Origin of the sequence: Streptococcus rupicaprae, assembly GCF_040545225.1 — a bacterium.
Taxonomy (GTDB): Bacteria; Bacillota; Bacilli; order Lactobacillales; family Streptococcaceae; genus Streptococcus; species Streptococcus rupicaprae.
This window is the reverse complement of record NZ_JBEPLO010000013.1, coordinates 55,660-71,676: the sequence shown is the minus strand read 5'-3', so window position 1 is coordinate 71,676 and position 16,017 is coordinate 55,660. Positions and strand designations below refer to the sequence as shown.

Below are 16,017 nucleotides of genomic sequence, written 5' to 3'. Positions count from 1 at the left end.
ATAATGGTTAGAGGATTGATAAACAAAGTCCGTGTAAAGGCTGAGAGCATAAAAATCATGTGGAAAATATAAAGAATTTTACTATCCCTCATCTCCACCAGAGTGAATCCGGAAACCAACGACTTTTTAATGTTTTTAAAGCGATTTTTCACAAATGAACCTCCATATTATGATAAATAGGTAAAAGCATGGCTGCATAAATCAGCACAATGACAAGGGCAACAAAAATAAAGATCAAGGGCTGGATCAACTGCATCCGTTTGTTGATTGAGAAAAAGAAGCGGTCCCAGCAGTCGCTGGCATAGATCTCCAACTCCTGCCCTAACTTGGATTTGGCCTCACCATATTCAATGATCAGGCTCAATTCCCTCTCAAAAAAAGGATAATCCTGAACTTTTTGATGGAATGGTTGCCCTTGAGACAAGCTTTCCAACATGTCCTGACCAATCTCTGAGAACAACCTTGACGGTTGATCGACCATAATCTGCAAAATCTGGGTCATTTCTAAGCCCTGACCGATCAGGTTGCCCCATTCTCTGGCGTAGTAGCCCGTCAAATAGAGCCGTAGCAAGCTCCCAAAACCAGGAAGGCGCGCCATTCTACTGTAAATAGGCAGCTGTCTAGTCCTTTTTAACCAGAAGCGAAAACCGAGAATGGCTAAAAGCGTCGTGCAGAAGAAACCGAGAAAGAGCACCGGGAAGTGACCAACCAAAACAGTCGCCAGATTGCCTTGGGTCAGCTGTGGGAGCAGGTAATTCTTCAAGCCCAGCATCAAAACCACTAAGAAGCCGACCAAAATCAAGGGATAGGTAGCCACCTCAATCAGTTTCTTTTTGACCTTGAGAACTTGACCTAGATAGGCTTCTACCTTGGACAAACAAAGCGATAAGTTCCCGTGCATCTCAGCTAGGCTGAGCTGGGTCACCACTTGGTCTGAAAAACCTAGGTGCTTCATAATTACGGCAAAAGATTGCCCCGACAGCAGGCCATCCTGCATGGCTTGGGTATAGGGGTCTGCTAAGAGCTGACTCCGCCTTAGAAAGCTGACAATCTCTGTCAAGTTAAACCCCGATGTGAACAAATTGTTAAAAAGGGCGATAATCTTTTTTTGCCTAAGCAAGCCTAATTTTTTCGGTTTCCCATTGGATTTCAGTGAGATGTCCTGCTTCAAAAAGCTGATCCATCTTTTGGTTCCACCGACCTGGCTGGTAGGCTTCAAAATTTCTGTTTTCAAAATCGACAACACCTCCTCCTGCTAGCAAACGCTGGTAATAAATCCCCTGCAAGCTATTGTTCAACTCTTCTGGGCTAACGCCTAATTCTAAGAGACGGTCATAGACGCCTCTGATGGATCTGGCATGAATGGTCGAAAAGACCGTTGCTCCTGTCAGACTGGCCCGCATGACCGCCCGTGCCGTCTGGCTATCCCGAATTTCCCCAATAATCAACAAGTCTGGACGATGACGCAGGGACAATTTTATCAAATCATCATAGGTTGCTCCTATGGTTTCATTGAGTTGGAGCTGGAGCATATCAGCCTGTTTGATCTCAACAGGATCCTCAATCGTAATGACCTGACGGCCCGTAAAATGTTGCCTAGCTAGATGATACATGAGAGAGGTCTTCCCACTCCCTACTGGTCCCGAAAAAAGGTAGAGCCCCCTTCCTTTTACCTCTTGGGCCAGAGACCTGATATTCTCAAACCAGAAGTTCAAGTCCTGATCCAAGTCATAGAGCAGTCGGATGACCAGACTTTCCTGGCCTCGGTAGTCTCCAACCGTCGACAGCCTCATGGCAATCTGTCCTGTGCCATAATCATAGGTACAAGAACCTAGTTGACTCCTTCTTTTTTCGCCGACATTCATGCCAGCCATAAACTTAAAATGCCCAATAACAGCTGACATCTTATCAGGCTCATAGCTAGCTATAAATCGCCTGTCTTCCCCTTGACGAAAATACAGTTCAAATTCTGTCTCCTTGGGCAGGATATAAATATCACTAACCCTCTCCTCACTGGCCTGGGCGATTAAGCGTTTGGCCAATTCCTGTGCCATAACCAGTCTCCTTTCTTGGTTGTTCTAAAAATGACGGATCCTTTTAGCCTTGCATCTCTCCTGCAGAAGACTAACGACTATACTCACACCTTCAAATCATGTCCGGCTTTACTAAATCTAAGATCCTTCTCCTATCAATTCGTAAGAACACAAAAAAAGTTGACCTCCGCCAACTTTTTCTCTATTATTCTGCTTTTTTCAAATGGCAAGCCTTGACACGTTTAGATCCTCCCACTGCCTGCTGGGGCAACCAAGTCACCATCTCATGGTGTTCCAATAAGAGGAGCGAATGGTACTGTTGCAAAAATTCATCGCACTCTTCACACCAACGCTGTTCAGCGGGATCCCAAAAGACAGACATCTTATCGGTCCGCTCTTCATGCTGGGGTAAAACTTGCCGGAGCTGCTGCCACTCTTTCTGGTAAAGCCGCTCTGCCTGTCCATAGTCATCAAAGTTCTGACACATGACAATGTCTTCTTGCCACCCCTCTAAAAACCACCAGGGTTCAAAATCTCCATACAATTTAATCACTTGATACATAGCTTACTTCCTTGATTGGTATTATAGCCTAAATTTCATAAAATAGGAAAGAATTTGCTCAATTTTCACAATCGATACTCTAAATCCTAACGATGGGCTACACAACAGAAAGCTCACCCTTATCTGAGCTGACAAACAAAAAAAGGGGGTGGGAGTGAAACTGTCCAGTGGACAGTTTCACTCCCACCCCCGCACAGTTGATTAGGTCAGTTTTGGAGCCTACAAAGCGAACAAAACTGCCAATCAGCAGCGGTTGTTTGGAACTAAAGTTCCTTTTGATGCTGACGCCGTCAGCTTCATTTCCAACTTCCAAAGGTCCCCCGGACCTTTGGAACTATGCAGGGGAAAGGCTAAAGCTGGCAAAACCAGCATTGTCTCTCTTTAATTTCTAGGAGACAACCTTGGACAGCCTAACCCCAGGCTGTCCAAGCTCCCAATCACTGTGTCAAGCGGTCTTTTCTACCATGGTTCCGATAGAGCTGACTTTTTGCCCAGCCTCATTGTGAATAGATTTTAGTTAGACAAGACTCGGGGAAAGACATCCCGATCCAATCTTTAGAATGCATCAATTGAGCCACAGTCTGAAGCTTTTCAGGAATCTTCTCCCTAATTATTTGATACCATCAGCTGCCACATCTTCGCCAAACCACTTATCAGAGATGTCTCCAAACGTGCCATCGGCATAGAGTTCTTTGAGAGCTGTATTGATTTTATCCACTAAGGTTTTGTCAGACTTACGTGCACCAACAGCAAAGGACTCTTCCGCATAGCCTGGCACCAAGACATTATAGTCATCCAGAATACCTTCTTGAGCCAAGTAATAATTGGCATAAACGCGGTCGATAAGGAGACCGTCAATACGGTCATTTTTCAGGTCAATCAAGGCCTCGTTGAAGGTAGCATACTGAGTCGCATCTGCACCATCCACCAAATCCTTAAGGATTTCAGGATTCTCAGCGAAAACGTGGTAACCAGATGAACCAGCCTGAGCTCCCAGTTTCTTACCTGTCATGCCTTCAATAGTATCAATGCCTGAAGTTTTCTTGGTAACCAAGACCTGTTCATTAGCCATGTAAGATTCTGTAAAGAGAACCAATTCACGGCGGGCATCTGTTGCAGTGTAACCATTCCAAATGAGATCAATCTTGCCATTGTTGAGTTCTGTTTCTTTCAAATCCCAGTCAATCGGCTGCCACTCGATAGTGATATCGTATTTGTCAAAGACGGCTGTCGCTAAATCGATGTCAAACCCAACATTCTTACCTGAACTATCTTCAAATCCCATTGGAACAAAGGTATTGTCAAAACCAATGGTGATCTCGCCCTCTTTTTCAATGCTTGCCCAGGCATCGCTTGCTGCCTCTTTAGAGGCTGACTGACCGCAGGCAACCAGTGTCAAACTCGCCGCCAAACCAAAAACACCTGCTAATAATTTCTTCATTTTCATAAGTTTCCTCCTAGATGGCCCTGCCATCTAAATTTAGTTTATTTATTCTACCTCTTTTTTAAAAAAATGTCACTAATTTTTGAAATAATTTTTATGATTGTTCGGTTTTTTGTAAAATATAACATTTCTCCAAAGAGGCCAAGTCTCTCCTTCACAGATTTAAGGCTTAGGCTCAATGTTAATGATTTGATCCGCAATATTCTCAGCAAACTGCATGTCATGTGTGACGACAATCTGCGTAATCCCAGAAGCCTTGTTTTCTAAGATCAGCTTTTCGACCTCCAAACGCAATCCAGGATCAAGCGCCGACGTCGGTTCATCAAAGCCGATGATTTCTGGTGAAATCATCATAGCTCTGGCTAGAGCTACCCGCTGTTTTTGACCACCAGACAGAGAATAGGGATATGCCTTGGCATGAGCCGCTAACCCTAAAGTTGCTAGCAGTTTCTCTGCCTTTTCTTCTGCCTCTTGCTTTGAAAGATTCATGGTCTTGATGGGAGAGAGGGTCAAGTTTTCCAGCACTGACAAATGCGGAAACAGTTGAAAATCTTGGAACACAAATCCTAACAGATTTCGCTGTTCCAGATGGTCTAAGGGCAGGGATTTTCCGTTGTAAATCACCTCACCAGAATCGATTGATTCTAGGCCAGCCAGCATTCTCAGCAAAGTGGTCTTGCCACCACCCGATTGACCAGCGATCGCAATGATATCTCCTTCTGGTATCAGAAGACTATAATTGCTAAAAATCTGCTTGTCTCCAAAGGATTTGGAGATATTTCGTAATTCTAACATAGCCTCTCCTATCTATAGTAATCAAATTTCTTCTCGACTTGCTTAGAGATGAAGGTGACGACACTAATCATCAACAAGTAAATTGCCCCAGCGATGAACATGGGAGCCAGGCTAGCATCACGATTGGCCGCTGTTCGACTAGCCAGTAGCAAATCGCCGACACCCAGCGCATAAACCAAGGAAGTATCTTTCACCAGAGTGATAATCTCATTAAAAATACTCGGTAAGACAATCTTGACTACCTGCGGGAGAACAATGTAGCGAATCGTCTGGACATGGCTTAACTTTAAAACTTTAGCCGCTTCGTATTGGCCTGAAGGAATAGCTTCGATCCCCCCTCGGAAAATTTCTGAAAAATAGGCCGCATAATTCAAAGTAAAAGCTATAATAACCGCCGGCATTCGGTCAAATACAATGCCCACACTCGGAAGGACATAATAGAAAAAAATCAACTGCAAAAGAAGGGGCGTCCCTCGCATAATGAGGACATAGAGGTCTATGAGCCACCGCAAGGGCTTGAACTTAATCTGCATCAAAAAGGCAACCAATATACCCAAGGGAATAGACAAGAGCAAAACAAGTACAAAAATCGTTAGTGTCGTTGTTGCGCCTCTTAACAAATTGGGTAGAACTTCTAATATATAAGACACTCTGCACCTCCTATTATGCGACAAACTCTCCATAAAATCAGTCAGTTGTCTGTAGTAGACCCTGTCTTATCGAGACTCTATCTTGCTTTTTAATGAATATTGATACATTATACCATAGTTTTCACGATTTTTTACCTAGACCAAACCAAAAAAGCCAGAAAATCAAGATTTTCTGACTTTTTGGCTTATTCCGTTTCAAGGACTTCTGCCACGACTTCCTCTGGTTCAATGGTTTCTACCTCATTGATGGCCTGAGGTTCGAGGTTGCGGTAGCGAGCCATACCCGTACCAGCTGGGATGATCTTACCGATGATAACATTTTCCTTGAGACCAAGGAGGTGGTCACGTTTCCCACGGATGGCCGCATCTGTAAGCACACGGGTGGTTTCCTGGAAGGAGGCCGCTGACAAGAAGGAATTGGTCTCCAAGGAAGCCTTGGTAATCCCCATCAAGACTGGACGAGCCGTCGCAGGAACGCCGCCTGAGATAACGACTTGGGCATTAGCATCTGTAAAGTCTGTAATATCCATCAGCGTCCCCATGAGAAGGTCTGTATCCCCTGGATCCATGACGCGAACCTTACGAAGCATTTGACGAACCATGACTTCAATGTGCTTGTCACCGATTTCTACCCCTTGGCTACGGTAAACTTTTTGAACTTCCGAAAGGAGGTAGGTCTCAACAGACAAGACATCCCGAACTTCCAAGAGACGTTTTGGCTGGATAGACCCTTCCGTGAGGGCTTGACCACGGTTGACGCTGTCACCGACTTCGACACGCATACGGGCTGTATAGGGCACAACGTATTCACCATCGCCGGTTTGCCCTGAAACAAAGACTTTCTTGGTCCGTGTCGCTGCGTCTTCTTCGATGGCTGTAACTGTTCCCTTGATTTCTGTGATGACTGCTTCCCCTTTAGGGTTGCGGGCTTCAAAGATTTCTTGGACACGCGGAAGACCCTGGGTGATGTCGGTGTTTGAGGCAACCCCACCCGTGTGGAAGGTCCGCATGGTCAACTGGGTACCAGGTTCACCGATGGATTGGGCTGCGACCGTACCGACCGCTTCACCCACTTCAACAGCATCGCCAGTTGCCAAGTTAATCCCATAACAATGACGGCAGACCCCATGGCGGGTGTTACAAGTAAAGACAGAACGGATGGTCACTTGTTCCACGCCAGCTTCTACGATTTGACGGGCAATGTCTTCTGTAATTAGCTTATTAGCACCGATGATGACTTCACCTGTCTCAGGATGCTTAACGGTCTTCTTGGTGTAGCGACCTTGGAGACGTTCTTCCAATGGTTCGATCATTTCCTTACCGTCTGTGATAGAGGTAATATCGAGACCACGGTCAGTACCACAGTCATCCTCACGGATGATGACATCTTGGGCAACGTCAACCAGACGACGGGTCAGGTAACCGGAGTCGGCGGTCTTCAAGGCCGTATCGGTCATCCCCTTACGGGCGCCGTGGGTCGAGAAGAACATTTCGAGAACAGAGAGACCTTCGCGGAAGTTAGATAGGATTGGCAGTTCCATGATACGACCGTTCGGTGCAGACATGAGTCCACGCATACCGGCCAACTGGGAGAAGTTGGAGATGTTACCACGGGCACCAGAGTCCATCATCATAACGATTGGGTTCTTCGGATCTTGCTTTTCAATCAAACGTTTTTCAAGGATTTCCTTGGTTTCGCGCCAGGTATTGGTCACCGCATTGTAGCGTTCCTCATCGTTGATCAAACCACGACGGAACTGCTTGGTGATCAAGTCAACCTTGTCGTGAGCTTCTTCGATGACACTTTCCTTATCATCAATAACAGGAATATCTGCGATACCTACGGTCAAGCCAGCTAAGGTTGAATGGTAGTAACCGAGGTCCTTCAAGCGGTCGAGCAAGGCAGAGGTTTCTGTCGTGCGGAAACGTTTGAAGATTTCAGCGATGATGTTCCCCAGGTTTTTCTTCTTAAATGGTGGATTGATCTCTAACTTAGCAATCTCAACTTTGATATCTTGACCAGGCATCAAGAAATACTTAGCAGGAACACCCTCAGTCAAGTTGGCATTGTTAGGTTCTTGCAAGTAAGGTAGCTCTGCTGGCATGATGGCATTGAAGAGGATTTTACCGATGGTGGTCATCAAAATCTTATGCTTTTGATCCTCGTGCCAAGGCTTATCCAGACTGTCTGTCGCAATTCCCACACGTGTATGGAGGTGAACATAGCCATTACGGTAGGCCATGACTGCTTCATTAGCATCCTTGAAGACCATACCTTCGCCTTCACGCCCAGCGTCTTCCATGGTCAAGTAGTAGTTCCCCAAGACCATATCCTGAGATGGGGTTACAACTGGCTTACCATCTTTCGGGTTAAGAATGTGCTCCGCAGCCAGCATGAGGATCCGCGCTTCTGCTTGCGCTTCTTCAGACAATGGCACGTGAATGGCCATCTGGTCCCCATCAAAGTCGGCGTTGTAGGCTTCACACACGAGTGGGTGAAGACGAAGCGCCTTACCATCAATCAAGACTGGTTCAAAGGCCTGAATCCCCAGACGGTGAAGGGTCGGTGCGCGGTTAAGCAGTACTGGGTGCTCTTTAATCACTTCTTCCAGGATGTCCCAGATTCGCTCATCGCCACGTTCCACCATGCGTTTGGCTGCCTTGACGTTTTGAGCGTAGTCACGGGCAACAATCTCACGCATCACAAACGGTTTGAAGAGTTCGATAGCCATTTCACGTGGCACACCACATTGGTACATTTTAAGAGTTGGCCCAACAGCGATAACTGAACGCCCTGAGAAGTCAACCCGCTTACCAAGCAAGTTTTGACGGAAACGGCCCTGCTTCCCTTTTAGCATGTGGCTGAGAGACTTAAGCGGACGGCTACCTGGACCTGTGATTGGACGACCACGGCGGCCATTATCAATCAAAGCATCAACGGCTTCTTGCAGCATCCGCTTTTCGTTTTGTACGATAATCCCTGGCGCATTAAGCTCCAACAGACGGGCGAGACGGTTGTTCCGGTTAATGACACGGCGGTAGAGGTCATTGAGGTCAGAAGCCGCAAAACGGCCCCCATCCAACTGAACCATCGGACGCAGGTCCGGCGGAATAACAGGCAGGATGTTGAGAATCATCCATTCTGGCTTGTTGCCTGATTTATAGAAGGCATCCAAAACATCCAGACGGCGGATCGCCTTGATCCGCTTTTGCCCAGTTGCTGTTTTTAATTCTTCCTTGAGGGCTGCAATTTCTGTTGGAAGATCCACTTGTTTCAAGAGATCTTGAATGGCTTCTGCACCCATTTTAGCAACGAAGGATCCTTGTCCGTACTCACGCAAGCGCTCACGGTACTCACGCTCCGTCATAATGGACTTGTGCTCTAATGGCGTTTCTTTTGGATCAATCACCACATAGGCCGCAAAGTAAATGACTTCTTCAAGAGCTCGTGGACTCATATCAAGGGTCAAGCCCATACGAGACGGGATCCCTTTGAAGTACCAGATGTGAGAAATCGGAGCTTTCAACTCGATGTGTCCCATCCGCTCACGGCGAACCTTGGCACGAGTCACTTCGACACCACAACGGTCGCAGACGATACCCTTGTAACGGATACGTTTGTATTTTCCACACGAACATTCCCAGTCTTTGGTAGGCCCAAAGATGACTTCATCAAAGAGCCCTTCCCGTTCTGGTTTCAATGTACGGTAGTTGATGGTTTCAGGTTTCTTAACTTCACCATAAGACCAGGAACGGACTTTACTCGGTGAAGCTAGAGTGATTTGCATACTTTTAAATCGATTTACGTCAACCACTTAATATCCCTTTCTTATACTGTTTCAGCTAGTCGCGTTAGGACTAAGCTGATGACTTGGATAGGCAACAAACTGGGGCATTCCCAGCTACCTAAACGCACTTATGGTGTATTTTAAGTCTAAAGATTAGACATTTCGCTTTCCTAAGAACTCAGAACCCGCAGCGGACTCTGTCATAGCATTAGAAGGCGAGACACTCACACCATGAGTTTTCTAACTACGATCAAACGATCTACTGGACTTGCCCTGCGCCTTTTCTTTCAGGCAGGGGTTAAAACAGTCCACTGGACTGTTTTAATCATCTGACTCTGCAGCGAAGGCAGCGGCAGCTTCAGCAGCAGCTTTTTGCCGTGCTTTTTCCAAATCGTCTACGTGGATGATGTCGTCATCTTCTCCTTCATCCAAGTCACGGAGTTCTACTTCGTTGTCATCTTCGTCAAGGACACGCATGTCAAGACCGAGGGACTGCAATTCTTTCACGAGTACGCGGAAGGATTCTGGCACCCCTGGTTTTGGAATCGGATTGCCCTTGGTAATAGCTTCATAAGCCTTGAGACGACCGGTGACATCATCTGACTTGTAGGTCAAGATTTCTTGAAGAACATTTGACGCACCATAGGCTTCAAGAGCCCAAACCTCCATCTCACCGAAACGCTGACCACCGAACTGGGCTTTACCACCAAGTGGCTGCTGGGTAACGAGTGAGTACGGTCCAGTTGAACGAGCATGGAGCTTGTCATCAACCATGTGGTGGAGCTTGATCATATACATGACACCAACGGATACACGGTTATCAAACGGCTCACCAGTACGGCCATCATAAAGAATGGTCTTGGCATCCGAATCCATGCCCGCTTCCTTAACAGTTGCCCAGAGGTCTTCTGAAGAAGCCCCATCAAAGACAGGTGTTGCAATATGGATACCCAAGTTGCGAGCTGCCATACCAAGGTGGAGTTCCATAACCTGACCGATGTTCATACGAGATGGTACCCCGAGTGGGTTCAACATGATATCAACTGGTGTACCGTCTGGCAGGTATGGCATGTCTTCCACAGGAACGATACGGGATACGACACCCTTGTTTCCGTGACGCCCGGCCATCTTGTCACCAACCTTGATCTTACGTTTTTGGGCGATATAGACACGAACCAGCATGTTGACACCTGACTGGAGCTCATCGCCATTGGCACGGGTAAAGATCTTGACATCACGGACTACTCCATCGGCACCGTGTGGCACACGAAGGGAGGTGTCACGCACTTCACGAGACTTGTCTCCAAAGATGGCATGGAGGAGGCGTTCCTCAGCTGACAGGTCTTTCTCACCTTTTGGTGTGACCTTACCAACCAAGATATCGCCTTCTTTAACTTCCGCACCAATCCGGATAATCCCCATTTCATCTAGCTGACGAAGGGCATCTTCACCCACGTTTGGAATTTCACGGGTAATTTCTTCAGGGCCTAACTTAGTGTCGCGGGTTTCTGATTCGTATTCTTCCAAGTGAACAGAGGTATAAACATCCTCTTTCACCAGGCGTTCGCTCATGATAACCGCATCCTCGAAGTTATATCCTTCCCAGGTCATGTAGGCAACGATTGGGTTTTGACCAAGGGCCATTTCTCCCCGCTCCATAGACGGACCATCGGCGATGAAGTCACCTTTTTCAATTTTGTCACCAACCTTGACCAAGGTACGTTGGTTATAAGCCGTCCCTGAGTTAGAACGACGGAATTTTGTTACTTTATAAATATCTAGTGAACCATCTTCACGGCGCACTTCGACCTTATCCGCATCCGCATAGGTAACTGTCCCATCATGCTGAGCAATAACTGCCGCACCAGAGTCATGGGCTGCTTGGTACTCCATACCCGTTCCCACATAAGGTGCTTTTGGATCAATCAATGGCACAGCCTGACGTTGCATGTTGGCACCCATGAGGGCGCGGTTGGAGTCATCGTTTTCCAAGAAAGGAATACAAGCTGTCGCAACAGCAACTACCTGCTTTGGAGAAACGTCCATGAAATCCGCTTGGTTAGCTGGAAATTCTTGGTTATTCCCTTGATGACGTCCCATGACAATATCTGTCGCAAAGGTACGGTCTTCGTTGAGCGGCGAATTGGCCTGAGCCACAATGTACTCATCTTCCTCATCAGCTGTCAACCAAACGATTTCATCCGTTACTTGGCCTGTTTCACGATCAATCTTACGGTAAGGCGTTTGGATAAAGCCGTACTTATTTAGATGTCCATAAGAAGACAAGTTGTTGATCAAACCGATGTTTGGTCCTTCAGGCGTTTCAATCGGACACATACGGCCATAGTGAGTGTAGTGAACGTCTCGAACTTCATAACCTGCACGGTCACGGGTCAAACCACCAGGTCCGAGGGCTGATAAACGGCGTTTGTGTGATAGCTCAGACAGCGGGTTGTGCTGGTCCATGAACTGGGACAACTGAGACGAACCAAAGAATTCTTTAACAGCCGCTGTTACGGGGCGAATGTTGATGATGCTTTGCGGTGTCAATACTTCATTGTCTTGGACAGACATCCGCTCACGCAAGTTCCGTTCCATACGGGTCAAACCGATGCGGACTTGGTTGGCCAAAAGTTCCCCAACTGCGCGGATACGACGGTTACCCAAATGGTCAATGTCGTCCACTTTTCCTAAACCTTCAGCAAGGTTGAGGAAATAGTTCATCTCTGCCAAGATATCTGCCGGCGTGATTGTACGGATACGCTCGCTCGGGTTGGCATTACCGATGACATGGATGACACGATCGGGATCTGTCGGCGCAACAATCTTGAAACGTTGGAGTTCAACTGGCTCTGTCAAAACAGCCGAATCATTAGGGATATAAGTGATTTTGTTGAGGTCACCGTCCAAATACTCTGCAATCGAATCAATCACTTGGCGGGTCAAGACTGTCCCCGCTTCAACCAAGATTTCACCCGTTTCTGGGTCAACCAAGGCTTCTGCAGTGGTCTGGTTCAAAAGGCGGGTCTTGATGTTCAGTTTTTTATTAATTTTATAGCGACCAACTGCCGCAAGATCATAGCGACGACGGTCGAAGAAGCGTGCGGTCAAGAGGCTACGAGACGAATCAGCCGTCTTCGGCTCACCTGGACGCAGGCGCTCATAGATCTCTTTCAGCGCCTCATCTGTCCTTGAATCTGCAGGGTTCTTATGGAGATCTTTTTCAATGGTGTTGCGGACAATTTCGCTATCCCCAAAGATATCAAAAATCTCATCATCACCTGAAAAGCCTAGGGCACGCACCAAGGTCGTAAACGGAATCTTACGCGTCCGGTCAATCCGTGCATAACCGATATCTTTTGAATCGCTTTCCAGTTCCAACCAAGCGCCACGATTGGGGATAACGGTTGAGCCATAGCCCACTTTTCCGTTCTTATCCACCTTATCGTTGAAATAAACCCCCGGTGATCTCACCAATTGCGAAACGATAATCCGCTCAGCGCCGTTGATGATAAAGGTTCCCATCTCTGTCATCATTGGGAAATCGCCAAAGAAAACTTCTTGGGTCTTAATTTCACCGGTTTCCTTATTAATCAAGCGGAAAGTCACAAAAATCGGCGCAGAATAGTTAGCATCGTGGGCACGCGCTTCTTCCAAAGTATACTTAGGTTCGCGCATTTCATAACCAACAAACTCCAACTCCATGGTATCTGTAAAGTTAGACACAGGAAGCACATCTTCAAACACTTCCTTCAACTCGCGGTCCAAAAATTCCTTATAAGAATCGGTTTGGATCTCAATCAAGTTTGGTAAATCAAGGACTTCTTTAATCCTTGAGAAACTGCGACGGGTCCGATGTTTCCCGTACTGAACGTCATGTCCTGCCAAGTCGTTAGCTCCTTTTCTAAGATAGGCACTTGGAAGAATCCTCCCAGTGCTTGCCTCAAGGCTGATAGCCTTCTTTCAATTCATCTGTCCTTTTCGCGTTATTTTCAGAATCTTTAAGTTTATGTAACAATCTTAATTTTCCCTAAAAATAGGCGCAAAAAGAGCAGCTAAATCTTCTTTTATCAGTTGATTTAACTGCTGTTAGTCTTATTTGGACAATATTTCAAACAAAACCACGACAAATCGTTCTTATTATTATAACTGATTTTGTCAGATTTTGCAAGGATTTGTACCCGACTTATTCATCAGGTTCAGTAGCAACTTCCTCACGAGCCTCACTATCTGTTTCTTGATTGTCTGCTCGCCTTGAACTGCTTGTAGATGTCTCTTTATCCTCTTCTTTTTCCTTGGTTTCCTCTTTATCTTTAGATTCTTCCTCTTCAGCGACATTTCCCAAAATCCTATCCCAGGCCTTAGCATAGTCACTATCTGTTCCACCAATCGCAAAACGATAATTAGTTACTGGCGCTCCATTTTTTGCCCAATAGCTAGTTGTAGTTTCCCCGCCAAGGGTAATTTGACGTCCATTAATATGAAGCGTCCCTGGGCGCTGCCCCGTCATTTTTAAGACGGTTGAGGCTATAACACTATCATCTAATTGGAAGCGAGCGGATAAATCCCCAAAGACATTTGGATCCGCTGCATAAATAGCTGCCGCCATCAGCGCCATGTAACGTGAATTTCGGTTGTACCCCGCATCATCTGGCATCCCCGTATTATCATCGTGCCCTGCCCAACCGGTGAGCGTAATAGTCGGTGTACTGATGCTCAACCAGACATCCTTATAATAGTCTGTAGAACCCGTTTTACCAATCCAATCGGCACCTGCCAAATGGCCGTTAGCCGAACGTAAATTTGAAAGGTAGTAGGTCGTTGCTCCAGAAGCAATCGGCCCTCTTAGCAGTTGCTGCATAATGGTTGCCGCAGCTGGCGAAAAGACCTGGATAGGTTCAGACTGATGCTGGTAGATAACTTCTCCGGTTTCATCAACGATACTTTCTACTATATGATACTTTTGGTAAACGCCATTGTTGGCAAGAGTCTGGTAAGCATTGGCCAATTGCGCCACGGTCACTTCAGCTCCTGATCCTAGCGGAAGACTTTCAATCCCATATTCAGGAATATGGATGTTCATGTTTTCCATATAGCTCTGAACGTCTACACCAGTATTTCTAAGGAGACTGTAGGTCCAATAAGCAGGGATGTTTTGAGACTGGTTCAGGGCATTTTGGAGAGGTTCCATTTGGGTCCCTGAACTCACCCCGTGCATGATCTTCTGGCCGCTGGCATAGGTCGCTGGGTAATTGGACAGGACAGAGGCTGAGCCAAGCAAACCTTGATCAACGGCAATCGCATAAGGCAAGATAGGTTTGATACTAGATCCCGGTGACCGATAGGTCGCCAAAGCGTGGTTAACCTGATTAGTGCCATAATTATAACCACCTACAAAGGCAATGACCGCTCCAGTCTTGTTATCCAAGAGGACGTTACCAACTTCAACAGGGGACGTCCCGTCTTGTAAAATCCCTGAGTTTGCCACAGCAGCCGACTGCATGGCATCGTAGACTGTCTTGTTAATGGTCGTTTTGACCGTGTAGCCACCCAGACTCAACTCCTGCGCAGCCATTTCCTTATAAGTCGCCACTTTTTCTGCATTTTGCAGATCTGCCTCTGTCAATTTATCCCTTGCTACCAAAAGATCATAAATGATATTTTGCGCCTCCTCAACGACAGCATAATAGAGGTAGTCGCCACTGTCAGTGACAATAGGCTCACCAGGCAAGAAGTCCTGGGTGATATCGTAAGCAGTATAAACGTCGTACTCATCCTTGGTCAAAGCACCGGTTCGATACATATTATAAAGAACATTGTGGGCCCGTCCCAGACCATAGGCCAGGTTTTCGGGAGTCTTCAAGGTGCCATCAGCTGCATAAGGCGAATAAACAATCGGACTCTGTGGCAAGCCTGCAATGAAGGCCGCTTGCGGAATGGACAACTCCGCTGCTGAGACACCAAAGATACCGCGTGCAGCCTCTTCAACTCCAGCAATATTTTGACCATGGTGGTTTCGACCAAAAGAGGAGACGTTGAGGTAAAGTGTCAAAATCTCATCTTTGCTGAGATTTCTCTCTAATTCAAGTGCATAGATAATCTCGGACGCCTTTCGAGAGTAGGTTAATTCATTCCCCACGACCTGTTGCTTGATCAACTGCTGGGTCAAAGTAGACCCCCCGCTAGAAGACCCCAGACCTAAAGACCCCAGAGCAGCCCTAAAAATCGCTTTTGGAACAACCCCTTTGTGGGTTTGGAAGTTCTCATCCTCAGTTGCAATCACTGCTTGCTTGACATAGTCTGAAATAGCCTCACTAGGGACTTCCTTACGCAGTAAATCAGATTTCACTTCTGAAATCATCGTTCCATCAGCATAGTGCAACTGTGAGATACCAGTAACTTGACTGACACGGCTGACCAAGGTTTCCTTGTCCATCGGTTCAACCACCTCAAACAAGCTGCCGATATAACCAAGAGCTACCCCGGATCCAAAGATACCCACTAGAAGACCAAGGACAAATAAAACATTAAAACCGATTTTAAACCATCCCAAAAACTTGCCCCCAAATTCCCTGATTGGAGCAAAGAATTGATGATTCAAGATTTGTGGCTGTCCCACCTTTATTTTCTTTAGCTTTTCAAAATCAAACTTAGCCATAGTAACTCCTTATACTCGTCCCATTATAACAAATTTGCTAAAAGTTTTCCATTCCTATCTGAATTGTGTTATAATGTGACCATTACT

General features: G+C 46.5%; 9 protein-coding genes. All 9 read right to left on the bottom strand.

Annotated features, from left to right (window positions below):
- Nucleotides 1-148 precede the first annotated feature (148 nt).
- Nucleotides 149-1,222 (bottom strand): competence type IV pilus assembly protein ComGB, encoded by a 1,074-nt coding sequence (gene comGB, locus ABID29_RS06900; protein ID WP_354365374.1) that lies wholly within the window; start codon nucleotides 1,220-1,222, stop codon nucleotides 149-151.
- Entirely contained in the window at nucleotides 1,113-2,054 is a 942-nt protein-coding gene (comGA, locus tag ABID29_RS06895) for a competence type IV pilus ATPase ComGA (protein ID WP_354365368.1), read from the bottom strand. The genes comGB and comGA overlap by 110 nt, the downstream gene beginning before the upstream one ends.
- A 184-nt stretch (nucleotides 2,055-2,238) precedes the next feature.
- On the bottom strand, nucleotides 2,239-2,595 hold the full coding sequence (locus tag ABID29_RS06890) for a DUF1033 family protein (protein WP_354365366.1): 357 nt from the start codon (nucleotides 2,593-2,595) through the stop codon (nucleotides 2,239-2,241).
- 610 nt (nucleotides 2,596-3,205) lie between these two features.
- Complete coding sequence (locus ABID29_RS06885) at nucleotides 3,206-4,042, bottom strand: amino acid ABC transporter substrate-binding protein (RefSeq protein ID WP_354365365.1); 837 nt, start codon at nucleotides 4,040-4,042, stop codon at nucleotides 3,206-3,208.
- A gap of 159 nt (nucleotides 4,043-4,201) precedes the next feature.
- Nucleotides 4,202-4,834 (bottom strand): amino acid ABC transporter ATP-binding protein, encoded by a 633-nt coding sequence (locus ABID29_RS06880; RefSeq protein ID WP_354365363.1) that lies wholly within the window; start codon nucleotides 4,832-4,834, stop codon nucleotides 4,202-4,204.
- Nucleotides 4,835-4,842: 8 nt separating this feature from the next.
- Nucleotides 4,843-5,484 carry an amino acid ABC transporter permease gene (locus tag ABID29_RS06875; RefSeq protein WP_354365361.1) on the bottom strand — a complete coding sequence of 214 codons (642 nt, stop codon included), beginning with the start codon at nucleotides 5,482-5,484 and terminating at the stop codon, nucleotides 4,843-4,845.
- 185 nt (nucleotides 5,485-5,669) lie between these two features.
- Nucleotides 5,670-9,299: a DNA-directed RNA polymerase subunit beta' gene (gene rpoC / locus ABID29_RS06870; RefSeq protein WP_354365359.1), complete on the bottom strand. Its 3,630-nt coding sequence runs from the start codon at nucleotides 9,297-9,299 to the stop codon at nucleotides 5,670-5,672.
- 294 nt (nucleotides 9,300-9,593) lie between these two features.
- Nucleotides 9,594-13,160, bottom strand: coding sequence for a DNA-directed RNA polymerase subunit beta (gene rpoB / locus ABID29_RS06865; protein WP_354365358.1), 3,567 nt, complete (start codon nucleotides 13,158-13,160; stop codon nucleotides 9,594-9,596).
- Between the two features lie 298 nt (nucleotides 13,161-13,458).
- Entirely contained in the window at nucleotides 13,459-15,930 is a 2,472-nt protein-coding gene (gene pbp1b, locus ABID29_RS06860; RefSeq protein WP_354365356.1) for a penicillin-binding protein PBP1B, read from the bottom strand.
- Between the last annotated feature and the right edge of the window lie 87 nt (nucleotides 15,931-16,017).